This window comes from Amycolatopsis thermoflava N1165 (assembly GCF_000473265.1).
Taxonomy (GTDB): Bacteria; Actinomycetota; Actinomycetes; order Mycobacteriales; family Pseudonocardiaceae; genus Amycolatopsis_E; species Amycolatopsis_E thermoflava.
Window position 1 is genome coordinate 2,997,606 of record NZ_KI421511.1, and the last position, 21,090, is coordinate 3,018,695.

General features: G+C 72.7%; 23 protein-coding genes. 16 read left to right on the plus strand and 7 right to left on the minus strand.

Translation table 11 applies throughout. The features are described 5' to 3' along the window. Positions 1–136: 136 nt before the first annotated feature. The 3 genes from AMYTH_RS0115030 to AMYTH_RS0115040 are packed head-to-tail and all read left to right on the plus strand — an operon-like array spanning position 137 to position 2,042. Positions 137–778 (plus strand): glycosyltransferase family 2 protein, encoded by a 642-nt coding sequence (locus tag AMYTH_RS0115030; protein WP_208722321.1) that lies wholly within the window; start codon positions 137–139, stop codon positions 776–778. Further along, the gene (locus tag AMYTH_RS0115035; protein ID WP_027931019.1) at positions 775–1,437 is read left to right on the plus strand and encodes a TIGR04282 family arsenosugar biosynthesis glycosyltransferase; all 663 of its coding nucleotides are present in this window, start codon (positions 775–777) and stop codon (positions 1,435–1,437) included. Before AMYTH_RS0115030 ends, AMYTH_RS0115035 begins: the two co-directional genes overlap by 4 nt. Then, the gene (locus AMYTH_RS0115040) at positions 1,434–2,042 is read left to right on the plus strand and encodes a class I SAM-dependent methyltransferase (protein ID WP_027931020.1); all 609 of its coding nucleotides are present in this window, start codon (positions 1,434–1,436) and stop codon (positions 2,040–2,042) included. Before AMYTH_RS0115035 ends, AMYTH_RS0115040 begins: the two co-directional genes overlap by 4 nt. Here AMYTH_RS0115040 and AMYTH_RS0115045 read toward each other — a convergent pair. Together AMYTH_RS0115045 and AMYTH_RS0115050 are read right to left on the minus strand one after the other, a co-directional pair. Continuing rightward, positions 2,026–2,427, minus strand: a complete 402-nt coding sequence (locus AMYTH_RS0115045; RefSeq protein ID WP_228684778.1) for a hypothetical protein — start codon at positions 2,425–2,427, stop codon at positions 2,026–2,028. The two genes, AMYTH_RS0115040 and AMYTH_RS0115045, sit on opposite strands and share 17 nt — an antisense overlap. Further along, a complete protein-coding gene (locus AMYTH_RS0115050; protein ID WP_228684779.1) occupies positions 2,424–3,668 on the minus strand; it encodes a molybdopterin-dependent oxidoreductase in 1,245 nt (414 codons plus the stop codon). The genes AMYTH_RS0115045 and AMYTH_RS0115050 overlap by 4 nt, the downstream gene beginning before the upstream one ends. A gap of 245 nt (positions 3,669–3,913) precedes the next feature. On the opposite strand from AMYTH_RS0115050, the gene AMYTH_RS0115055 reads away from it, so the two are divergent. Beyond that, complete coding sequence (locus tag AMYTH_RS0115055; RefSeq protein ID WP_027931023.1) at positions 3,914–4,306, plus strand: hypothetical protein; 393 nt, start codon at positions 3,914–3,916, stop codon at positions 4,304–4,306. Positions 4,307–4,427: 121 nt separating this feature from the next. Continuing rightward, a complete protein-coding gene (locus tag AMYTH_RS0115060; RefSeq protein ID WP_027931024.1) occupies positions 4,428–5,903 on the plus strand; it encodes a glutamate--cysteine ligase family protein in 1,476 nt (491 codons plus the stop codon). A 19-nt stretch (positions 5,904–5,922) separates the two neighbouring features. Here the strand turns inward: AMYTH_RS0115060 and AMYTH_RS0115065 are convergent, their stop codons facing one another. Genes AMYTH_RS0115065 through AMYTH_RS0115080 form a run of 4 tightly spaced genes read right to left on the minus strand, consistent with a single transcriptional unit; the run spans position 5,923 to position 9,524 of the window. Then, on the minus strand, positions 5,923–6,702 hold the full coding sequence (locus tag AMYTH_RS0115065; protein ID WP_027931025.1) for a colicin immunity domain-containing protein: 780 nt from the start codon (positions 6,700–6,702) through the stop codon (positions 5,923–5,925). A gap of 3 nt (positions 6,703–6,705) precedes the next feature. Then, complete coding sequence (gene ptsP, locus AMYTH_RS0115070) at positions 6,706–8,307, minus strand: phosphoenolpyruvate--protein phosphotransferase (RefSeq protein WP_027931026.1); 1,602 nt, start codon at positions 8,305–8,307, stop codon at positions 6,706–6,708. A gap of 12 nt (positions 8,308–8,319) precedes the next feature. Continuing rightward, complete coding sequence (locus AMYTH_RS0115075) at positions 8,320–9,261, minus strand: sugar-binding transcriptional regulator (RefSeq protein ID WP_027931027.1); 942 nt, start codon at positions 9,259–9,261, stop codon at positions 8,320–8,322. After that, the gene (locus tag AMYTH_RS0115080) at positions 9,261–9,524 is read right to left on the minus strand and encodes an HPr family phosphocarrier protein (RefSeq protein WP_027931028.1); all 264 of its coding nucleotides are present in this window, start codon (positions 9,522–9,524) and stop codon (positions 9,261–9,263) included. Before AMYTH_RS0115080 ends, AMYTH_RS0115075 begins: the two co-directional genes overlap by 1 nt. A 127-nt stretch (positions 9,525–9,651) precedes the next feature. On the opposite strand from AMYTH_RS0115080, the gene srlA reads away from it, so the two are divergent. The 10 genes from srlA to AMYTH_RS0115130 all read left to right on the plus strand — a co-directional run bounded on the left by srlA (position 9,652) and on the right by AMYTH_RS0115130 (position 17,741). Beyond that, the gene (gene srlA / locus AMYTH_RS0115085) at positions 9,652–10,287 is read left to right on the plus strand and encodes a PTS glucitol/sorbitol transporter subunit IIC (protein WP_223843126.1); all 636 of its coding nucleotides are present in this window, start codon (positions 9,652–9,654) and stop codon (positions 10,285–10,287) included. Next, complete coding sequence (srlE, locus tag AMYTH_RS0115090) at positions 10,284–11,309, plus strand: PTS glucitol/sorbitol transporter subunit IIB (protein ID WP_027931029.1); 1,026 nt, start codon at positions 10,284–10,286, stop codon at positions 11,307–11,309. Before srlA ends, srlE begins: the two co-directional genes overlap by 4 nt. 10 nt (positions 11,310–11,319) lie before the next feature. Further along, positions 11,320–11,697 (plus strand): PTS glucitol/sorbitol transporter subunit IIA, encoded by a 378-nt coding sequence (locus AMYTH_RS0115095; protein ID WP_017981696.1) that lies wholly within the window; start codon positions 11,320–11,322, stop codon positions 11,695–11,697. Next, positions 11,694–12,083: a transcriptional regulator GutM gene (locus AMYTH_RS0115100; protein WP_027931030.1), complete on the plus strand. Its 390-nt coding sequence runs from the start codon at positions 11,694–11,696 to the stop codon at positions 12,081–12,083. The genes AMYTH_RS0115095 and AMYTH_RS0115100 overlap by 4 nt, the downstream gene beginning before the upstream one ends. 177 nt (positions 12,084–12,260) lie before the next feature. Then, the gene (locus tag AMYTH_RS0115105; protein WP_027931031.1) at positions 12,261–13,562 is read left to right on the plus strand and encodes an NAD(P)H-dependent oxidoreductase; all 1,302 of its coding nucleotides are present in this window, start codon (positions 12,261–12,263) and stop codon (positions 13,560–13,562) included. Between the two features lie 11 nt (positions 13,563–13,573). Then, positions 13,574–14,536: a thiamine pyrophosphate-dependent dehydrogenase E1 component subunit alpha gene (locus AMYTH_RS0115110; protein ID WP_027931032.1), complete on the plus strand. Its 963-nt coding sequence runs from the start codon at positions 13,574–13,576 to the stop codon at positions 14,534–14,536. Continuing rightward, positions 14,533–15,537 carry an alpha-ketoacid dehydrogenase subunit beta gene (locus AMYTH_RS0115115; protein WP_027931033.1) on the plus strand — a complete coding sequence of 335 codons (1,005 nt, stop codon included), beginning with the start codon at positions 14,533–14,535 and terminating at the stop codon, positions 15,535–15,537. Before AMYTH_RS0115110 ends, AMYTH_RS0115115 begins: the two co-directional genes overlap by 4 nt. Next, entirely contained in the window at positions 15,537–16,676 is a 1,140-nt protein-coding gene (locus AMYTH_RS0115120; protein WP_027931034.1) for a dihydrolipoamide acetyltransferase family protein, read from the plus strand. Before AMYTH_RS0115115 ends, AMYTH_RS0115120 begins: the two co-directional genes overlap by 1 nt. Continuing rightward, positions 16,673–17,401, plus strand: coding sequence for an IspD/TarI family cytidylyltransferase (locus tag AMYTH_RS0115125; RefSeq protein WP_027931035.1), 729 nt, complete (start codon positions 16,673–16,675; stop codon positions 17,399–17,401). Before AMYTH_RS0115120 ends, AMYTH_RS0115125 begins: the two co-directional genes overlap by 4 nt. Before the next feature lie 7 nt (positions 17,402–17,408). Beyond that, positions 17,409–17,741, plus strand: coding sequence for a hypothetical protein (locus tag AMYTH_RS0115130; protein ID WP_027931036.1), 333 nt, complete (start codon positions 17,409–17,411; stop codon positions 17,739–17,741). A gap of 19 nt (positions 17,742–17,760) precedes the next feature. Here AMYTH_RS0115130 and AMYTH_RS0115135 read toward each other — a convergent pair whose 3' ends face one another. Further along, complete coding sequence (locus AMYTH_RS0115135; RefSeq protein WP_051362683.1) at positions 17,761–19,551, minus strand: helix-turn-helix domain-containing protein; 1,791 nt, start codon at positions 19,549–19,551, stop codon at positions 17,761–17,763. Between the two features lie 141 nt (positions 19,552–19,692). Here AMYTH_RS0115135 and AMYTH_RS0115140 point away from each other — a divergent pair, with 141 nt between their 5' ends. Beyond that, positions 19,693–21,081, plus strand: a complete 1,389-nt coding sequence (locus tag AMYTH_RS0115140; RefSeq protein ID WP_017981687.1) for an MFS transporter — start codon at positions 19,693–19,695, stop codon at positions 21,079–21,081. Positions 21,082–21,090: the final 9 nt, after the last annotated feature.

Sequence of the window (21,090 nt, forward strand, 5' to 3'; positions counted from 1 at the left end):
CCGTAACCCGCCGGCCGCGCCGACAGCGGCGCTCGCGCGGATCCGTCAGGAGTCGGTAAGAATTGTCAAAGCGTCATGATTCGGTAAGGGCCGCAACGGTTCTCAACTCTCCACCGTGGACATACCGTCCGGTGTCGTGGATGTGATCCTGCCCTGTCTCGACGAGTCCGGTTCCCTGCCCGGCGTGCTGTCGGCGCTGCCGCCCGGCTGCCGGGCGATCGTGGTCGACAACGGCTCGACCGACGGTTCGGCCGAGGTCGCCGCCGCCGCGGGCGCCAAGGTGGTCAGCGAACCGCGCCGCGGCTATGGCGCGGCCGTGCACACCGGCCTGGAGCACGCGACCAGCGACCTCGTCGCCGTCCTGGACGCCGACGGCTCGCTCGACCCCGCCGCGCTGACCGCGCTCGCCGGGGTGGTGGAGCGTGGCGAGGCGGACCTGGCGGCCGGACGGCGGCGGCCGGTTCCCGGCGCGTGGCCCTGGCACGCCCGCGCGGCCAACGCCGTGTTGTCGGCGCTGCTGCGGCTGCAGGGCGTGCCGGTGCACGACATCGCGCCGGTCCGCGTGGCCCGCCGGGAAGCGCTCCTCGGGCTCGGCGTGACCGACCGCGCGTCCGGCTACCCGCTGGAACTGCTGATCCGGGCGGGCCGCGCCGGGTGGGTGGTGCGCGAGTGCGACGTGGTCTACCGGCCCCGGTCCGCGGGCCGGTCGAAGGTGTCGGGTTCGGTGCGCGGGACCGTGGGCGCGGTCCGCGACATGGCGCGGGTGCTGCTCGGATGACCGCCCGGTTCTGCCTGCTGGTGGTCGCCAAGGCGCCGGTGCCCGGGTTCGCGAAGACCCGGCTGTGCCCGCCCGCGTCGCCGGACCAGGCCGCCGAGATCGCCGCCGCCGCGTTGCTGGACACGCTCGATGCGGTCGCCGCGACCCCAGGGGCGGTGCCCGTCGTCGCCGTGACCGGGGATTTCGCCGCCGCCGCGCGGTCGGCGGAGATCCGGCGGGCACTGACGCGGACGACAGTCCTGGATCAGCGCGGCGGGCCCTTCGGGGAGCGGCTGGCGAACGCGCACGCCGACACCGCCGCCCGGCACCCCGGCCTGCCCGTGCTGCAGATCGGCATGGACACCCCGCAGGTCCGTCCGGAGCTGCTCGCGGCGGCGGCCGCGGCCCTCGCCGCGCACCAGGCGGTGCTGGGCCGCGCGCCCGACGGCGGCTGGTGGGCCCTGGGTCTGCGGGACCCGGCGGCCGCCCGCGTGCTGGCAGACGTGCCCATGTCGCGATCGGACACCGGCGACCGCACACACGCGGCCCTGTCCCGGCGTGGCGCGGTGCCGCGCGAACTCGGCGAGTTGTCCGATGTGGACACGATGGCGGACGCGCGCGCGGTGGCTTCGGTGTGCCGCGGCCGGTTTCCGGCCGCGGTGGCGGCGGTGACGCGGTGAGCGGGCATTTCGACAGCGCTCTCCTGGGCGGGCACTGCCGTCTGGAACTCGCCGACGGCAGCCGGATCGAGCTGCCCGCCCAGCGCTGGGTGCGCGATCCCGGCACCGCCGACGAGCTGCTGCTCGGCCGCTGCTGGGGTCCGACCCTGGACATCGGGTGCGGTCCCGGTCGTCTGACGGCGGCGCTCGCGCGGCGGGGTGTCCCGTCGCTGGGCATCGACGTGTCCGGCACCGCGGTTCGCCTGACCCGCCGCCGGGGCGGGGTGGCGTTGCGGCGGGACGTGTTCGACCGCGTGCCCGGGGCCGGCCGGTGGCGGCACGCTCTGCTGGCGGACGGCAACATCGGCATCGGCGGCGACCCGGTCGCGTTGCTGCGGCGCGTGTTCGAGCTGCTCGGGCCCGGCGGCCGGGCGCTCGTCGAACTGGACCCGCCCGGCGCGGCCGTCCGGCGGGAACGGGTGCGGGTCGACGGCAGCCCGTGGTTCCCGTGGGCCTGGCTGGGCGCCGACGCGCTGGCCGGCGTCGCCGCGGCCGCCGCACTGGCGGTGTCCTGGACGGCGGCGCACGGCGGGCGGCACTTCGCCGAGCTCAGGCGCGGCGGCTGAGGATCAGGCGCACCCCGTAGAGGAGTCCGGAGACCGCGAACATCGCCAGGACCAGCCACAGCCAGCGGCCGAGGTAGGGCTGCTGGTCCAGTCCGGTGGCGGCGAGGTGGGTGGCCTGGCCCTGGCGGATGATGCCGGGCAGGAACAGCAGGAAGGTCAGCCCGGCGCCGAGCAGGGGCAGGCGGACGTGGTTGACGATCCGGACGGGCAGCCGCGCCAGTGCCCGATCGACCAGGGCACAGAGCGGGAACAGGACGAGGTCGTGCACGACGGCGGCGCCGGCGAACCAGGCCAGCATCGTCGGCAGATCCGGCTCGCCCAGCAGGAAGGATCCGGCGTAGGCCGCGAGCGCGAGGCCCGCGAGCAGGGCGATGAGCCGTTTCACCGGGCGCTCCGGAAGGCGATCGAGCGCACCCATTTCGTGCAGTGCACGCCGGGCAGGGCGGGGACGATGACGCGGGCGGGGAAGCCGTGGTCGGGGTTGAGGTCCTCGCCGTTGACCCGCAGCGCGAGCAGCGAGTCGGGATCGGTGGCCTGGCCGGAGTCGAGGGTCGCCTGGGCGAACGGTCCCCGTTCGAGCGAGGTCACCGACGCCGAGGCGGGGTCTGGGATCCCGGCGAGCGTGGCCAGGTCGCGCAGCCGCACCCCGGTCCAGGTCTGCACGGTCGACCACCCCTCGACGCAGGCGATGGGCAGCCGCGCGGTGTGCTGGGGCAGGGCGAGCAGGTCGTCGCGGGTGAGGACGAGCTCGTGCCCGCCGGTGACGGTGAGCCGCCAGCTCGCGCCGGTGCTCTCGGCGGTGATCCCGGCCGCGGCGGCGGTCCGGTTGACCGGGAAACCCTCCCCCGGTTGCCTGCCGCGTGGCAGGAGCAGTGCCAGGTCCCGCAACGGGCCTCCGGTGGACTGTCCCGCGGTGAGGAGGCCGACGAGCAGGGCTCCGCCGCCGACTGTGCCGAGCAGCCCGCGCCGGCTCAGGGTCGGGGGCGCGGGGTCGGTGGCGACGAGCCCGGTGTCGTCGGGCGGCTCGGGCACGGTGTCCTCACGGGAGGTGGCGAGTTCGCGGCGCAGGGAGCGGGACCGCAGCGCGCGCACCGTGGTGGGGAGTTTGAGCGCGACGTGCGTGACGAACGAGGCGAGGAAGACCCACGCGCCGATGTAGTGCCCGGTGTAGAAGCTGAACCCGAAGACGTAGTCGTACTGGATGTTGAGGATCCCGGTGGCGAACTCGAACAGGGTGCTGCCGACCAGGAACAGCAGCGAGATCCGTTCCAGCGCGTGGGTGAGCGAGCGGACCGGTGGCCAGGCAAAAAGCTTCGGGATGACCGACCACAGCTTGGCCAGCACGACCGGCGCGAGCACCAGCCCCAGGCCGACGTGCAGGCCCTGCGTCAGCTGGAACAACCACGCCGGGCGCGTCGGCCAGTCGAACGCAGGCAGGCGCAGCCACCCGACGTCCGCGGGAATTCCCTGTCCCGGCCCGTAGGCGGCGTAGTCCAGCAGGCCGGTGACGATCACGAGCGGCAGGCAGGCCAGCAGCACCACGCCGAGGACGGAGGTGAGCCAGGGGCCGCGCAGCGGACTGCGGAACCGGATGCGCCGCAACACGCGCGGCGGTGGCGTTGTCACGCAGGCGATGCTAGGTCCGTGCCCGCGCCGTCCGGCCGTTCCCAGTTGTCCGTTGAGACTCTCGTAAGATCCGCGGCCGCCCGTACCGGACCCGCACCGGAACCGCACACCGCGGGCTGCCGGACGGGGAAGCGGCGCGGTCCGTGTCAGCGGAACGTCGTCGCCACGCACGCGACGAATGCGAAGATCCTTCCGATTCAGGCCGCCTCAGGGTGGCCGCTGCTGCCAGCGAATACGAAGGTGCGATGAAACACTCACGCAAACTCGCCGGGCTCGCCACCGCAGGCGCCCTCGCCGTGTCCACGCTGCTGTTCGCCCCCGAAGCCGCCGCCATCGACCACGAGGTCTGGACCGCCGACGGCGACCCGGGCGGCGTCGCCTGGTTCACCGAGCACGGTGACTACGTCTACGCCTGCGACATGGAGGCGGACGGCTGGGCCGTGGGCCTCGACGTGTACTGGAACGGCGGCTCCTACACGCTCAGCGCGGGCGGCAGCGGCAACTGCGACCTCGCGGACGCCAGCGAGGCCGGGCACAACCTGCCGGAGAACGCCTACATCAACTTCCGCGTCTACCTGCACAAGGACGGCACGCCCTACGCCTACCAGCGCACCGCGCAGTGGTACAACGACAACTGACGCACTCGCCGGATCTCCGGGGCCGCGAGCGGTAGCGCCGCTCGCGGCCCACCCCGTCACTCCTCGTGTCCGCTGTGCCGCCGGTCGTTCGGTGGGACAATGTCGGGATCCGGAGGGGCGCATGGGCGAGGAAGTCGGGCAGCACACCTTCACGAGGGCCGACCGCACGAGGTACCGGGCGCGGTTGCGGCGGTGCCTGGAGGCGTTCGCGCGCATGCTGCGGGAGTCGCACTTCGAGTTCGAGCGGCCGATGACAGGGCTGGAGATCGAGCTCAACCTGGTCGACGAGCGCGGCGAGCCGACGATGTGCAACGCCAGGACGCTGGAGGCCATCGCCGACCCGGACTTCCAGACCGAGCTGGGCCAGTGGAACCTCGAGATCAACGTCTCGCCCCGCCGGCTCAACGGCGACGGCGCGAAGACGTTCGAGGACGACGTGCGCGCCAGCCTGAACGCTGCGGAGGCGAACGCCAACCGCATCGGCGCGCACCTGATCATGGTCGGCATCCTGCCCACCCTGCGCCAGGACCACCTGACCGGCGCGTCGCTGTCGCTGAACCCGCGGTACGAGCTGCTCAACGACCAGATCCTGGCCGAACGGGGCGAGGACCTGCACATCGCCATCGACGGCGTCGAACGCCTGCGGGCCACGTGCGACACGATCGTGCCCGAGGCGGCGTGCACGAGCACCCAGTTCCACCTGCAGGTGAGTCCCGCGCAGTTCCCCGCCTACTGGAACGCCGCGCAGGCGATCGCCGGGGTGCAGGTCGCGGTCGGTGCGAACTCGCCGTTCCTGCTCGGCAAGCACCTGTGGGCCGAGACGCGCATCGCGCTGTTCGAGCAGGCCACCGACACCCGCCGCGAGGAGCTGAAGGCGCAGGGCGTGCGGCCGCGGGTGTGGTTCGGCGAGCGGTGGATCACCTCGATCTTCGACCTGTTCGAGGAGAACGCGCGGTACTTCTCCGCGTTGCTGCCGATCTGCTCCGAGGAGGACCCGTTCGAGGTGCTCGACCGGGGCGACACGCCGTCGCTGCAGGAGCTGCGGCTGCACAACGGCACGATCTACCGCTGGAACCGGCCGATCTACGCGGTCACCCGCGACCGCGCTCATCTCCGGGTGGAGAACCGGGTCCTGCCCGCCGGTCCGACGGTCATCGACACCATGGCCAACGGCGCGTTCTACTTCGGACTCGTCCGCACCCTGGCCGAGGACGAGCGTCCGATTTGGACCCGGATGTCGTTCAGCGCGGCGGAGGAGAACTTCCACACCTGCGCGCGCAACGGCATCGACGCCTCGATCTACTGGCCGGGGCTGGGCACGGTCCCGGTGGCGGAACTGGTGCTGCGGCGGCTGCTGCCGATGGCCGACGAGGGGCTGCGGAAGTGGGACGTCGACGCCGGTGAACGCGACCGGCTGCTGGGCGTGATCGAGCAGCGGTGCCTGACCGGCACCACCGGCGCGAGCTGGCAGCAACGACGGTTCCGCAGCCTGTTCGACACGACGGGCCTGGACAGGTTCGACACGCTGCGCACCCTGGTCGGCGAGTACCGGGAGCACATGCACACGAACGAGCCGGTGCACAGCTGGCCGGATTAAGGGTCCTGGCGGCTTCGAGCTAGCCGCGACGAGGTTCCTCCAACAGCCGGAGCCGTTGCACAACGGCTTGTACTCCGTGGCGGAGGCCTTCGTCCGTCAGGTCGCCCGGGTCGCGCAGCCCGGGATCGATCACGTAGTCCTCGAGCAGGAAGAACACGTCCGCGAGCAGGCGTTCGAACGGCTCGTCGAGCAGCTCCTCCGGGTGCGGTCTCCGACGGCGCGCGGCCGGCCAGGCTCGCGCGAAGTCGGGCGCCGCGATCGAGCCTTCCGCGAACGATTCCATGAGCCGCACTTGCTCGGCGAGCGCGGAGCCAGGTTCCACGTCGCGCGGCGAGGCCAGCACCGGCCGGGCGGGCGGCAATCGCGCTGCCACTTCGAGGAGCTCCGGATATACCTCCGCCAGCCGCCGGGCGTCTCGACCGAAACGCGCACGCGACCGGTCGACGCCCCACGGCACGGCGGCGGCGAGGAACTCCGCGGTACCCGCCAGGAGGGAGTACCGCGCGTCCGTGATCAGCACGGCCCCGTCCCAGTTGGGCACAGCGAGCAGGACCTCACCACGCACACCGAGAGGGTCTTCGTCGATACCGACCACCCACGGGCGCTCATCACCGAGGGGAAGGACGAACACCGACGCCGCACCGACGGCACGCGCGCCGTCCCGGAATCTCTCCAGAACCTGGTCATCAGCGCCGAACGGAGTCGCGAAGGGCACGATCGCCGTGGAGTGGAGCCAAGCCGCGCTGAACCAGCGGCCGTCGGCGGTGAGCAGCCGGCCGGCCTCCGGCGATTGGGCCACGGCTCAGGCACCAGACCCCACCGCGCGGCGGGCCTCCGCCTCGCAGTCGGTGAACGTCGCCGTTGCCAGGGTGGCTCCGACCGGGCGGATGGCGGCCGCAGTCATCGACAGGCTCGTCATCCCGAGGCCGGTCAGCACGCGGGCCAGGCGCGGGTCCGCCGCCGCCTCCCCGCACACGCCCGCCGGCTTGCCGGCATCCCGCGCCGCTTCGCCGATCAGGGCTATCAACCGGAGCAGCGCCGGCTGCCACGGGTCGTTCAACGCGGCCACCGCGCCGAGCTGACGGTCCGCGGCGAACGTGTACTGCGCGAGGTCGTTGGTGCCCACGGACACGAAATCCACCACCTCCAGGATCTCGCGCGCGGCCAGCGCCGCCGCGGGCACCTCGATCATCACCCCGGCCCGGGCGATCCCGGCGGCCCGCGCCCGCTCCGCGAACCACGCCGCCTCCGCGGCGGTCGCCACCATCGGCGCCATCACCGACACCTCCGCATCCGACTCGGCGGCCGCGGCGGCGATCGCTTCGAGCTGGCGGTCCAGCACCTCCGGACGGGCGAACGCGACCCGCACGCCCCGCACCCCCAGCGCGGGGTTCGGCTCCGGCTCCGGAGCCAGGAACGCCAGCGGCTTGTCCGCCCCCGCGTCCAGTGTCCGCACCACCACCGGCTTCCCGGCGAACGGTGCGAGCACGGCCGCATACGCCGCACGCTGCTCGGACACGGACGGCTCGGACGGCGCGTCCAGGTAGCAGAACTCCGTGCGGAACAACCCGATCCCCTCGGCGCCGGCGTCGGCGGCCGCCCGCGCGTCCGCCACCGAACCGACGTTGCCGAGGATCCGGACCCGGCGCCCGTCCGCCGTCGCGCCCACGCCGTTCCACTCCGCCGCCGCCCGCCGGTCCGCGGCCACCACCGGTCCGCGCGGGTCGGCCGGCTCGACCACGCCGGTGTCGCCGTCCACGACGAGCGCCTCGGCACCGGAGGCCAGCAACCCCCGCACCGCGACGACGGCGGGGATTCCCAGCGCCCGCGCCAGGATCGCGGTGTGGCTGGTCGGCCCGCCCTGCTCGGTCACCAGCGCCAGCACCTTCGCCGGATCGAGCCCCGCGGTGTCGGCGGGCGCGAGATCGCGGGCGACCAGCACGCTCGGCGACGCCAGTTCCGGCACCCCGGGCGGCTCGACGCCGAGCAGTTCGGCGACGATGCGGTCCCGCACGTCCTGGATGTCCCGCACGCGCTCGGCGAGGTACCCGCCCGCGGCGGCCAGCGAGCGGGCGAACCCGTCCGCGGCCTCGTGCACCGCGCGCGGCGCGGGCACGCCTTCGACCGTGACCAGCCGCTCGGCCTCGGCGACCAGCCCGGGGTCGTTCGCCATCGCCGCGGTGGTGAACAGGATGTCCGCCGCCTCGCCCGCCGCGGTGGCGGCGAGGTCCTCCAGCCGCCGGGCGACGGCCGCCGCGGCCGGCGCGATCCGCGCCGCGTCGGCGGCCGGGTCGGCGGGCGCCGGGGTGTGCGGGGGTTCGCCCAGCGGCTCGGCGACCCGCACCACGGGACCACTCGCGCGTCCCGGGCTCACCGCGACCCCGGACAACCTCGTTCCCAGCATGCGCAACACCTTTCAGTCGAGCAGGGCGCCGGCCAGCGACTGGTCGCAGATCAGGACGTCGAGGACACCGGTGCGCAGCGCGCCCAGCGTGCCGCGCGCCTTCTCCGCCCCGGCCGCGACACCCGCCACCGTGGGGATGCCGGCCAGGTCGGCGAACGTCGTGCTGATCACCCGGTCGTCGACCGGCCCCGGCACCGGACGCCCGTCGGCGTCGAAGAACCGCGCGCAGAAGTCACCCACCGGGTGGTGGCCCTCGAACTCCGCGCGCTCCTCCGGCGTCAGCTCCATGGCCGTGAGCAGGGCCGCCGAGGACCCGACCCCGACGCTGCCGATGCCGACGACCGCGACGTGCACCTTGCGCGCCCGGTCCAGAGCGTCCCGGATGGACGGTTCGGCGAGCAGGATGTCCCGTCCCGCCCGGGAAGTCAACAACGCGGGTGCGTGCAGCAGCTGGAACCGGCCGCCGAGTCGCGCGGCCAGGTCGCGGACCAGCTCCTCGCCGCTGATCGCCGATTCCACCGACGACAGGCCGCCGACGAGCGGCAGCACCTCGACGTCGAGCGCGCTTTCCTCGGGCACGTGCTGCACGACCGCCTGCAGGCTGCGCCCCCACGACACCCCGACCCGCTGTCCGGAGTGGACGTTCTCCAGCAGCCACCGGGCGCCGAGCTCACCGACGCGCGGCAACGGGCGCTCCCCCGCGGCGTTCTCCGCGACCCGGCAGTCGCGCAACCCGAACCGCGCCGCGAGCTCGCCTTCGAGGTCCAGGTCCCGCCCGGCCGGGTCGTTGATGCGGATCTGCACGATGCCGCGTTCCCGCGCCGCGGTCAGCATCCGGGAGACGCTGGAGCGGCTCACGCCCAGCGTCTCCGCGATCTGGTGCTGGGACCGGCCTTCCTCGTAGTACAGGCGCGCCGCCTTGACGAGCAGCTGCTGTTCGCGGGGCGGTGGCATCAGGCGTCCGCGGTGGACACCAGCCGGGACAGCTCGGCGAGCGTCGCGTCGGCGTTGTCCCCTTCGGCGGTGATCACGACCTCCTCGCCGTGCCCGATCGCCAGGCCCAGCACCGAAAGCATGCTGCGGGCGTCGACGGGTTCGGCGCCCGGCCGCGCGATCGAGACCGGTCCGCCGTGCCGGGCCGCGGCCTTGACGAACTGGCTCGCGGGGCGGGCGTGCAGGCCGACCGGCGAGGCGATCCGGACTTTGATCTCAGGCATGTCGCTCCTTCGCGTTGGGGGTTGTGACCCGCTGGACCGGCATGTTACACACATCACTGTCAAACGTGAAGAAGCTTTGCACTTATGTGCAGACACGTTTGTTCAGGGGGCCGACAAGGAGGAAAATATGGAGGAGCTTGCTGTAATGGCGCAGCAGGCGGACACCGGGTCCAGTTCCGGTCCCCTCGGTGTCCTCGAGTGGCTCGGCAGCCACTTCATCGGGCTGTTCAACGCCTCCGGCGAGCAGTTCGTGAGCCTGGTGACCGGCATTCTGCCCACCCTGATCGTCCTGCTGACCGCGATGTACGCGATCACGACGTTCATCGGCGAGCAGCGCGTCACCAGAGCCGTCCGGTGGTCGGCGCGGTGGTGGATCACCCGCTACACGATCATGCCGGTCCTGGCGGTGCTCATGCTGACCAACCCGATGGCCTACTCGTTCGGCCGGTTCCTGCCGGAGCGGCACAAGCCGGCGTTCTACGACTCCGCCGTGTCGTTCGTGCACCCGGTGACGACGTTCTTCCCCTACGCCAACGCCGGCGAGCTGTTCGTCTGGCTGGGCGTGGCCAACGGCGTGGCCCAGCTCGGGCAGTCGACGGTGCCGCTGGCGCTGCGGTACTTCCTGGTCGGCATCGTGGTGATCTTCATCCGCGGCGTGGTCACCGAGCGGATCACCGCGTTCATGATCAAGCGGACCGGGCGGACCGAGGTGTTCGCGGACTTCGACCGGCAGTTCGAGGCGGCCAAGGCGGGTGCGAAATGACCGAAACCCACACCACCCGCGCGGTGTTCGTCCGCCCCGGCGAAGGCGGCTGGGGCAAGGGCCTGCTGCTGCGGGTCGACGGCAAGCGCGACAAGGTCCTGTCCGTGACCGGCGGAGGCATCCACCCGGTGGCCGCGCGGATCGCCGAGCTCACCGGCGCCGAGGCGGTGGACGGGTTCCACACCTCGGTGCCGGACGACGAGGTGGTCGCCGCGGTGATCAACTGCGGTGGCACCGCCCGGATCGGCGTCTACCCGCGCAAGGGACTGCCCACTGTGGACGTCTACCCCGGCGCGCCGGGCGGGCCGCTGGCGAAGTTCATCACCGAGGAACTGTTCGTCTCCGCCGTCGGCGTCAAGGAAGTGACCGCGGCGGACAGCGAGACGGGCACCGCGCCGCCGAAGGTGCCGCCGCGGGAGGAACGCCCGTCGGCCCGGGACGTCGCGGCGACGGTCACCGGCGGGCAGTCCACGGGGTTCGGGCGCGCGTTCGACTCGGTGTCCGGGGTGTTCGTGAAGTTCGGCTCGGGCGTCGGCTCGTTCGTGAACACGATGCTGGCCTCGGGCAGGCAGACCGTCGAGCTGACGCTCACCACGATCCTGCCGTTCATGGCCTACGTCAGCTTGCTGCTGGGCATCGTGAACTACACCGGGATCGCGCGCGGGATCGCGAACGTGCTGTCCCCGATCGCGAGCAACCCGCTCGGTCTGGTCGTGATCTCGCTCGTGGTGTCGCTGCCGTTCCTGTCCCCCATCCTCGGGCCGGGCGCGGCGATCGCACAGGTGGTCGGCACGCTGATGGGCAGCCAGATCGCGATCGGCGCGCTGCCCGTGCAGTACGCGCTGCCGACGTTGTTCGCGATCAACGGGCAGGTGGGCTGCGACTTCATCCCGGTCGGCCTCGCCCTCGGCGAGGCGAAACCCGAGACCGTCGCGGTCGGCACCCCCGCGGTGCTGATCAGCCGGTTGATCACGGCGCCGCTGGCGGTCATCATCGCCTGGGGCGCGAGCTTCGGACTGTGAGGTGTCGACGATGACGGTGTACTACGAGAGCACGATCCTGCGGGCCGGCGAGGAGGCGCAGGACATGGTGGACGGCGGGGTGGTGATCCTCTACGCCGATCCGATCCCGGACGCGCTGGAAAGCGTCAGCGTCGTGCATTCCCCTGCCGCGAAGCCGGAACGGGAGGTGCGCGTCGGCGACATCTTCCGGCTCGGCGACGCGGAAATCGAACTGACCGCGGTCGGCGAGCGCGCCCACGAGAACCTGCAGACGCTGGGGCACATCGTGGTCTACCTCAACCCGGACGAGGGCACCACACTGCTGCCCGGCGCGGTGCACGGCCGGGGAACGGTGTCACTGCCTGCCGCCGGGGCGACGCTGACGCTCAGCGGCGGGAGCACGACGTGACCTGGCAGGCCGCCGCGATCCTGGTCGCCGGGTTCGTGGTGGCCGGCTACTTCAGCTACCGGCAGCACCTGCGGTACGCGCGGGTGGTCAACCAGGTCGCGGCGGAGGAGAACCGCGGCGGCGTGCTGCTGGTGACCGGGCGGGCCAAGGGCAAGCTGCGTGGCGCGGTGGTGCTGCTGGTGGTCGACCGGCGGCGGAACGCGGTCACCAGGGCACTGGCCATGGAGGGCGCGTCGGTGTTCGCCCGGTTCCGGGAACGCCCGGAGCTGACCGGGCCGCTCGGCACGCTCACCGAGCGGGCGCCGTCGAAGGCCGTGGCCAAGGCCGCCGCCGACGCGATGACGATGGTGTCCCGGCTGACCGCGGGACAACGCGCGGCCGCCTGAATTCCCGGCGCGGAACGGGGCCGGCTTCCTTACGGGAGCCGGCCCCTTTTCCATTCCTCGTTGTGCACAAATGTGCAGACAACGTGAAGGGTTGTGCTGGTTATCGCCTGCGTGGTACCAAGAAATCACTGAAGTGCATATGACGTGCACATTTGTGCAGACGGGGAAGGTGTCGAGATGAGCTACGCCGATCGGCTGCGAGCCCGCGAACGCGAAGTGGGCCGTCCGGTCCGCATCGGACTGGTGGGCGCCGGCCAGATGGGGCTGGGTTTCGTCGTGCAGGCCGCCCGGATCGACGGCATGGAGGTCGCCGCGATCGCCGACATCGCCCCGGAGCGCGGGGTGCGGGCCTTCGAGCGGGCCGGGCGCGCGGACGTCCGGACCGACGGGGACCTGGCGGCCGCGGTGGAACTGGGCCAGGCGGTCGTGGTGGACGACGCGCTGGCGCTGACCCGCCTGCCGGTCGACGTGATCGTGGACGCCAGCGGCGTGCCCGAGGTCGGCGCCCGGGTCGCGTTCGCCGGGCTGCTGGCGGGCAAGGACATCGCGCTGCTCAACGTGGAATGCGACGTCACGGTCGGCCTCCTGCTGTCGAAGGTGGCCGCCGGACTCGGCCGCGTCTACACGGTGTGCCGCGGCGACGAACCCGTGGAGTGCAAGGCGCTCGTCGACTACGTCCGCGACATCGGTTTCGCGGTCGTGTGCGCCGGGAAGGGCAAGAACAACCCGCTCGACCCGGCAGCCACCCCGGATTCGGTCGCGGCGGAGGCCGCCGCGAAGGGCATGAACCCGCACATGCTCGCCAGCTTCGTGGACGGCTCGAAGACCATGATCGAGATGGCCGCCCTCGCCAACGGCGCCGGCCTGCAGGTGAGCCGCCGCGGCATGACCGGCCCCTACTCCACTGTGGACGATCTGAACCGGATCTTCCGCCCCGCGGCCGACGGCGGTCAGCTGCCGGAACCCGGCGTGGTCGACTACTGCACGGGGCCGGTCGCGCCGGGCGTGTTCGTCGTCGGCCACAGCGACGACCCGGTGGTCGTCGAGGAAATGGCCTACCTGGGCATGGGTCCCGGCCCGTACTACACCTTCTACCGGCCCTACCACCTGGCGAGCGTCGAAGCGCCGCTGTCCGTCGCGCAGGCCGTGCTCGACCGCACCCCCAGCCTCGCGCCGGTCGCGTGGAACGCGGAGGTGCTGGCGGTGGCGAAGCGGGACCTGGCGAAGGGCGAACTGGTCGACGGCATCGGCGGTGAGACCGTCTACGGCGTCACCGACTCCGCCGAGGCGGCCCGCGCGGGCGGCCACGTGCCGCTCGGCCTGGTCAGCGGCGCCCGCGTACTGCGCGACGTGCCCGCAGGCACGGTGCTGACCGCCGCGGACGTCGCCGTCGACGAGACCACCACGATCGCGTCCCTGCGGCGCCTGCAGGACCGGCTCCTGCAGGGCGAGCCGGTGCGGGACCTGGTTCCGGCGTGAAGGGGACGACGATGGATCTGATCGGCGACGCCGGACCGGCCCGCGAGGCGCTGCTCACCATGTGGACGATCCGGCGCTTCGAGGAAGCGGTGGACGACCTGTTCGCGCGCGGGCTCATGCACGGCACCATGCACCTGTCGATCGGGCAGGAAGCGGTGCCGGTGGGCGCCTGCCTGGCACTGTCCGAAGGGGACTACATCACCTCCACCCACCGCGGTCACGGGCACTGCATCGCCAAGGGCGCGCGGCTGGACGAGATGATGGCCGAGCTGCTGGCGAAGGAGACCGGCTACTGCCGCGGCCGGGGCGGGTCGATGCACATCGCCGACGTGGCGACGGGCAACCTCGGCGCGAACGGCATCGTCGCGGGCGGCGTGCCGATCGCCGCGGGCGCGGGGCTGGCGGTGCGGATGCGCGGCGGGCAGGAGGTCGTGGTCAGCTTCTTCGGCGACGGCGCGGTCAACGAAGGCGCCTGGCACGAAGGCGTCAACCTGGCCGCGGTCTGGGACCTGCCGGTGGTGTTCGTGTGCGAGAACAACCACTACGGGATGTCGATGTCGGTGAGCCGCGCGTTCCGGGTCAAACAGCTGTCCGAACGCGCCGCCGCCTACGGCATTCCCGGCGTGACGGTCGACGGCAACGACCCGCAGGCGGTGCACGACGCGGTGGCCGACGCGGTGGCGCGCGCCCGCGCGGGCGAGGGCCCGACGCTGGTCGAAGCCATGACCTACCGCTGGAAGGGCCACTCCAAGAGCGACAAGAACCTCTACCGCACCCGCGAAGAGATCGAGCAGTGGCGGGAACGCGACCCGATCGCCCGGTTCGAGCAACGGGTGGCGAACACGCTGGGAGACCAGGAGATCCAGGCCTGCCGGGACGAAGCCCGCGAGCGGGTGCGGGCGGCGATCCGCGCCGCCAACGCCGCGCCGGACGCCTCGGCGGAGTCGTTGACCGAGGCGGTGTACGCGAAATGACCGCGGTGGCGGAACAGACCCGCACCCTCACCTACGCCGAGGCCGTGCGCGAGGCGCTGGCCCAGGCGATGACCGCCGACGAGCGGGTGTTCCTGCTCGGCGAGGACGTCGGCACGTACGGCGGCGCCTTCGGCGTCACCGGCGACCTGGTGCACCGCTTCGGCGAGGAACGGATCCGGGACACCCCGATCAGCGAGCTGGGCATCGTGGGCGCGGCGGTGGGGGCCGCGCTCGCCGGGATGCGGCCGGTGGTGGAGATCCAGTTCTCCGACTTCACCGCGCAGGCCATGGACCAGATCGTCAACCAGGCCGCGAAGATCCACTTCATGCTGGGCGGCGCGGCGACCGTGCCGATGGTGCTGCGCGCGCCCACCGGTTCCGGCACCGGCGCCGCCGCGCAGCACTCGCAGAGCCTGGAGGCGTGGTTCGCGCACGTGCCCGGGCTGAAGGTGGTCATGCCGGCCACCCCGGCCGACGCGAAAACCCTGCTGCTCGCGGCGATCGAGGATCCGAACCCGGTGATCGTGCTGGAGCACAAGCTGCTCTACAAGCAGAGCGGCCCGGTGCCCGAGGCGGCCACGCCCGCCCGGCTCGGTGAGGCGGCCGTGCGCCGGACCGGGGCCGACCTGACCATCGTGGCGACCGGCGTCATGGTGTCGCGTGCGTTGGAGGCGGCGGAACAGCTGGCCACGGACGGTGTCGAGGCGTCGGTGATCGACCCGCGCACGCTCAAACCGCTCGACGCGCAGCCGATCGTGGACGACGTGATCCGCACCGGGCGCGCGTTGCTGGTGCAGGAAGCGCCGAAGACGGCCGGGTTCATGGCCGAGATCGCCGCGACCATCGGCGAGTCGCCCGCGTTCGGGCACCTGCGCGCGCCGATCGCCCGGCTGTGCGGGCTCGACGTGCCGATCCCGTACGCGCCGCAACTGGAGCGGGCCGCGGTGCCGCAGGCCGGCGACATCGTGCGGGCAGCCGCGGACCTGGTGCGGAGGTGGTGATGCAGGAAGCGCCGCTGGTCATGCCGAAGATGTCGATGACCATGACCGAGGGCACGCTGGTGACCTGGCACAAGTCCGAAGGGGACGAGGTCCGCGCGGGCGAGGTCGTGTGCGAGGTGGCCACCGACAAGGTCGACATGGAGGTCGAGGCGCCCGCCGACGGCACCCTCGCCCGGATCGTCGCGCAGCCGGACGACGTGGTCGCCGTCGGCGAGCCGATCGCCTACCTGACCACCGCGGCCGAGGATCTGCTGGCGGGCCTGTTCGACGGTCCCGCACCGGAGCCTGCGCCGCAGCCGGAGCGGGAGCGGGAACCCGAGCCCGTGCCCGCGGCGCCGGCGCCGGTTGCGGCCCAACCCGGACCCGCGCCCGCGGCGCCGGCTGCGGCCGAGCCCGAGCCCGTGCCCGCGGCGCCGGCAGGGGTCGCGGCCGTGCCCGCCGCCCGGCGGGCCGCGGCCGAACGCGGCATCGACCTGGCCACGATCACGCCCACCGGTCCCGCCGCCACCATCCGGCTCGCCGACCTGCCACCGCTGGAGGTGAAACCGCGGCGCAGCCCGCGCGCCGTGATCGCCCGGCGGATGTCCGCCAGCGCGCAGGTCCCCCAGTTCGTCGTCTACCGCGACCTCGAAGTGCCCGCGGGCGGCGACTGGACCACGGTGTTCCTGCGCGCCCTCGCGGGAGCGTTGCGCCGGCACCCCGAGCTGAACGCCGAATGGGCCGACGGCGACGTGCGACGGCACGGCCACGTCGGGGTCGCGCTCGCCGTGGACACCGGGCGCGGGCTGCTCGCCCCGGTGCTGCGCGACCCCGATCTGGACGACGGGCTGGCCGGGCGCGTCCGCGATCTGGTCCGCCGCGCCCGCGCCGGGAAGCTCACGCTCGCCGAGATGTCCGGCGGCACCACCACGTTGTCCAACCTCGGCGGGTTCGCGGTGGACGCCTTCCACGCGCTGCTCAGCCCGCCGCAGGCGACGGCACTGGCCGTCGGGCGGGTGCAGGAGAAAGTGGTCCCGGTGCCCGGCGGCATCGGGCTGTCCCTGCGGTGCACGGTCGGTCTCACGGTCGACCACCGGGTCGGCGACGGCGCGGACGCCGCCCGGTTGCTGGCCTCGGTGCAGGAGCTGCTGACGTTATGATCGGCGGGATGGATCGACGTGCTCACGCCGCCGCGGTCGTGCTGGCCAGCGGGTCCGGGACCCGGGTCGGGGCCGACGTCAACAAGGTCTACCTGCCCCTGGCCGGACGGCGGCTGGTGTCCTGGTCGCTCGGCGCGTTCGCGCGGGTGCCCGGGATCGGTGTGCTCGTCCTGGTCACCCGGCCGCAGGACCACGAGCTCGTCGAGTGGGTGCTGGAACGCGAGGTCGACGGCGCCGAGGTCGAGGTGGTGCACGGCGGCCGCAGCAGGCAGGAGTCCGAGCTGCGCGCGTTGCGGCACCTCGCCGAACGCATCGACAGCGGCGCGGTCGACACGGTGCTCCTGCACGACGGCGCCCGCCCGCTGGCCAGCCCGGCGCTGATCGCGGGAGTGCTGCAGGCGGCGCGGCGGCACGGCGGCGCGGTGCCCGGTCTCGCGGCCGACGACATCATGGCCGTCGCGGACGGCGGGCTGACGAACCTGCCGCGGGGCACGGCGATCCGCGCCCAGACCCCGCAGGCGTTCCACGCCCGCCCGCTGCTGGACGCCTACGAAGAGGCCGCGCGGCAGCGGTTCGAGGGCACCGACACCTCGTCGGTGATGGAGCGCTTCTCCGGGCTGCCCATCCACTGGGTGGCCGGGGAACAGGAGAACATCAAGGTCACCTACGCACACGACCTGGTGATCGCCGAGCAGGTCCTGGCCTCGGCGAACTACCGGAGATGAGGCAGCGATGAGCACTGTCCGGCACGCGGAACTGACCTGCTCCCGGTGCGGGACGGACACCGTGCACGAGGTCGTCTACGCCGGGCGCCTCCTCGCCGAGGTCACCTGCACCGCCTGCGGGCGGACCTACGGCCGCGACGTGCGCGCCGACTACCTGGCCGACCTCCGCCAGCGGCTGGTCACCAAACCGAAGCGCATGCTGCGCCGCCTGCGCAAGGACCCGCTGCGGTTCGCGAGCTCACTGCCGAAGACCGTGCCGGCCAAACCGCTGGAACTGCTCTCGGAGATCCGCGTCGTGTGGCACTCCGGGAAGAACCGGCGGACGCGGGGCGAGCACTGAACCCCGTCGCGCGGGCATCTCACGGCGGGCCGGGTGCCACCGCCCGTAGCCGGTGCAGCCGCAACCCGAGCCGCAGTTCCAGGTTGTCCTCCTGGCGCCAGTCGACGCCCAGCAGCTCGCCGGCCCGGTCCAGCCGCTTCAGCAGTGTGTTGACGTGCAGGTGCAACGCCCGCGCGGTCGCCGCGACGTTGGCGCGGTTCGCGTAGTAGGCGTCGAGCGTGCCGACGAGGTCGGTGCCGCGCCGGTGGTCGTAGTCCAGCAGCGGGCCGATCGTGCCCGCGATGAACCGGTCGAGGTCGCGGACCCGTTCGGTGTCGAAAACCATGGCGTAGAGGGCGTAGCGCGCCGTGGTGGCGCCCAGGTCCGTGTGCCCCAGCGCGCGCACCACGGCGCTGCAGCGGCCGGCCAGTGAGAAGGCCCTGGCCCAGTCCTGGTGGACCGCCCGCTCCCCCACGACCGTCACCGGCACGCCCGCCGCGCGGCGCAGGCGCCGGTGGACCTCCTCGACGGTCCGGTCGTCGTCGGTGCTGGGCAGGATCATCGTGGCCCGGCCGAGGTGCTCGCCTGCCAGTCCGGCGCGGTCCCTGGCGATGTCGTGCAGGTGCCGCGACAGCTCGGTGGACGACAGCGTGGCGGAGTCGGCGACGAGAACCAGCTCCAGCCGGTCGACGTCGATGTTGCGGGCCCTGGCTCGGGTGCGCTGGGCCGCGCTGGCCCCGGGACTGCCGACCATCAGCTCGGTCAGCAGCTCCCCGCTCAGCCGCTCGCTCGCCTCGGCGACGGCCCGTTCCTTGAGGATGAGCAGCCCCAGGATGTGGGTGGCCCGCTCCAAGGTCCGCACGTCCATGTCGTCCCGGACACCGCGTTCGCCGCCCGCCGCCCGGCTCCACGCGAGCGCGCCGAGGAAACTGTCGCCGGCCTGGATCGACGCCACGCTGTGGGCGACCCCCGCCCCGTCGACCGACGTGGTGCACCGGCCCGATCGCTGCGCGTTCCGGAAAGCCGCGGCGAGGTCGTCCACGGCCGGAGCCCGGCACGGGTCCGCCGCCGAGTCCCCGCGGACGACCGCGACGCCGGCCCGGTCCAGGAGCGTGACGCAGCCGCCCAGCTGGTCGGCGAGGAGCTGCACGACGTCGCCGGGCGTCCCGCCCTCCAGCACCACCCCGGTGAGCGCTTCGTGGCTCGCCTGCGCCCGCTCCATGACGGCCACGTGCTCCTCGATCTTCCGGTACGCGACCCGCAGCTCCTGCAGGGCGGTCCGGCTGGCGTCGTAGAGCCGGGCGTTGTCCAGCGCGACCGCGGCGTGATCGGCGAACGCGCTCAGCAGGGCGATCTCCTCCGCCTGGAAGGACCGCACGGACCGGTCCGCGGCGAACAGGGCGCCCACCGCCTCGCCCCGGATGACCAGCGGCACGCCGAGCAGCGCGACCAGCCCCTCGAGGCCGACCACGCGGTCGAAGTCCGGATCGTGGGCGATGCTGGTGGCGGCGGCGTAGTCGCGCACCCAGTGCGGGCTCCGGGACGCCAGGACCTTGCCGCCGAGCCCCACGTCGGCGGGTATGGACGCGGCCAGGAAGGACGCGGAGATCGTGCCCTCCGACGCCTTGGCCGACAGCCGCCCGTCCGCGCCGACCAGCGACAGGTACGTGAAGTCCGTGCCGATCAGGTCGTGGGCGTGCCGGACGATCGAGCGCAGCACCTCGTCGAGCTCGCCGAGCGCGGTGAGGGACTTGGCGGTCGCGTACAGGGACGTCAGTTCGCGCTGACGGCGCAGGAGCGGGTGCGACTCGCCCCCGGGGTCGCTGGCCACAGTGCCATCCCTCCTCCGCACCAGATGGAAGAAAGAACCACCAGAACGGCGTGAGGTGTGGATGATACACACCTCAACCACCCGGCAGCGGCGCCCCTAACCTGACCGCCATCACCCGTGCTCCCAACGAAGGCGGCATGTATGGCAACTCCGCTCGCGCAACCCGACGGACAGTCCGGCCGGCTGAGCACCGGCGGGCCCGCGGTCCCGCGCCGGTCCTTCCGCAAATTGCTGGCGGTGGGGCTGATCGGCAGCTCGATCGAGTGGTACGACTTCTTCCTCTACGGCACCGCGGCGGCGCTGGTGTTCCCCAAGGTGTTCTTCCCGCACTCCTCGGCGCTGACCGGAACGCTCCTCGCCTTCAGCACGTTCTGGGCCGGCTTCGTGGCCCGCCCGATCGGCGGGGTGCTCGCCGGGCACCTCGGCGACAAGTACGGGCGCAAGCCGGTGGTGGTCACCTGCCTGGCGCTGATGGGGGCGGCGACCTTCCTGATCGGCTGCCTGCCCAGCGCGGCGAGCATCGGCGCACTGGCCCCGACGCTGCTGGTTGTGCTGCGGTTCGTGCAGGGTCTCGCGGCAGGCGGGCAGTGGGGCGGCATCGTGCTGCTGCTCACCGAATCCGCCGGCGCGAAACGGCGCGGCTTCGCCGGGACCTTCGGGCAGACGAGCGTGCCCGTCGCCGTGATCATCTCCAACCTGATCTTCGTGGCGGCCAGCAGCCTGATGCCGGACAGCGCTTTCCTCAGCTGGGGCTGGCGCATCCCGTTCCTGGTGAGCGTCGTGATGTTCGTGGTCGTCCTCTACATCCAGACCAAAGTGGAGGACACGCCGGAGTTCCGCGAGCTGCAGCGGCGCGCGTCGCGGCCGGAGAAGGCGGTGGTCCGGGCGCCGCTGGCGCAGGTGGTGCGCACCAAGTGGGGAACCATCCTGCTCGGCTGCGGGATCCTCTCGGCCACCAACAGCCTGTTCTACGTCAGCATCTCCGGCCTGCTGAGCTACGGCACCGGCTCGCTCGGGCTCGAGCGCAACCCGCTGCTCGCGGTCGTGCTGGGCAGTTCCGTGGCGATGCTGGTGACCATCCCGTGGTCCGGTCACCTCTCGGACAAGGTGGGACGGCGGCCGCTGATCCTGATCGGCGGTCTGGGCGTCGCCGTCTGGGCGTTCCCGTACTTCTGGCTCGTCGACAGCGCGTCGCTGCCGCTGATCTTCGTCGCGGTGGTGGTGGGTTTCGTGTTCCAGTGCCTCACCTACGGCCCGATCGCGAGCTTCCTCGGCGAGCTGTTCGCGCCCAACGTCCGCTACTCCGGCGCGTCGCTGGCCTACCAGCTCTCCGCGATCATCGTCAGCGGTGGCACGCCGTTCCTCATGACCGCGCTCATCGCGCAGACCGGGAGCACCCTGCCGGTCGCCGCCTACATCGCGCTGATGGGCCTGATCACCTTCGTCAGCGCGTGGTTCCTGCCCGAGACGAACCCCGCCCAGGTCCGCGAAGATCCGCACGCCGTGCCCGGCGCGCACCTCTACCGCTGAAACGAGGAC

What these genes read in the sequence shown, in the direction of transcription:
- srlA (WP_223843126.1), top strand. Translation starts at nt 9,652, where the DNA reads ATGGAGGAGCTTGCTGTAATGGCGCAGCAGGCGGACACCGGGTCCAGT.
- AMYTH_RS0115105 (WP_027931031.1), top strand. Translation starts at nt 12,261, where the DNA reads ATGAGCTACGCCGATCGGCTGCGAGCCCGCGAACGCGAAGTGGGCCGT.
- AMYTH_RS0115115 (WP_027931033.1), top strand. Translation starts at nt 14,533, where the DNA reads ATGACCGCGGTGGCGGAACAGACCCGCACCCTCACCTACGCCGAGGCC.
- AMYTH_RS0115035 (WP_027931019.1), top strand. Translation starts at nt 775, where the DNA reads ATGACCGCCCGGTTCTGCCTGCTGGTGGTCGCCAAGGCGCCGGTGCCC.
- AMYTH_RS0115075 (WP_027931027.1), bottom strand. Translation starts at nt 9,261, where the DNA reads ATGCCACCGCCCCGCGAACAGCAGCTGCTCGTCAAGGCGGCGCGCCTG.
- AMYTH_RS0115120 (WP_027931034.1), top strand. Translation starts at nt 15,537, where the DNA reads ATGCAGGAAGCGCCGCTGGTCATGCCGAAGATGTCGATGACCATGACC.
- AMYTH_RS0115095 (WP_017981696.1), top strand. Translation starts at nt 11,320, where the DNA reads ATGACGGTGTACTACGAGAGCACGATCCTGCGGGCCGGCGAGGAGGCG.
- AMYTH_RS0115130 (WP_027931036.1), top strand. Translation starts at nt 17,409, where the DNA reads ATGAGCACTGTCCGGCACGCGGAACTGACCTGCTCCCGGTGCGGGACG.
- ptsP (WP_027931026.1), bottom strand. Translation starts at nt 8,307, where the DNA reads ATGCTGGGAACGAGGTTGTCCGGGGTCGCGGTGAGCCCGGGACGCGCG.
- AMYTH_RS0115080 (WP_027931028.1), bottom strand. Translation starts at nt 9,524, where the DNA reads ATGCCTGAGATCAAAGTCCGGATCGCCTCGCCGGTCGGCCTGCACGCC.
- AMYTH_RS0115140 (WP_017981687.1), top strand. Translation starts at nt 19,693, where the DNA reads ATGGCAACTCCGCTCGCGCAACCCGACGGACAGTCCGGCCGGCTGAGC.
- AMYTH_RS0115110 (WP_027931032.1), top strand. Translation starts at nt 13,574, where the DNA reads ATGGATCTGATCGGCGACGCCGGACCGGCCCGCGAGGCGCTGCTCACC.
- AMYTH_RS0115125 (WP_027931035.1), top strand. Translation starts at nt 16,673, where the DNA reads ATGATCGGCGGGATGGATCGACGTGCTCACGCCGCCGCGGTCGTGCTG.
- srlE (WP_027931029.1), top strand. Translation starts at nt 10,284, where the DNA reads ATGACCGAAACCCACACCACCCGCGCGGTGTTCGTCCGCCCCGGCGAA.
- AMYTH_RS0115060 (WP_027931024.1), top strand. Translation starts at nt 4,428, where the DNA reads ATGGGCGAGGAAGTCGGGCAGCACACCTTCACGAGGGCCGACCGCACG.
- AMYTH_RS0115055 (WP_027931023.1), top strand. Translation starts at nt 3,914, where the DNA reads ATGAAACACTCACGCAAACTCGCCGGGCTCGCCACCGCAGGCGCCCTC.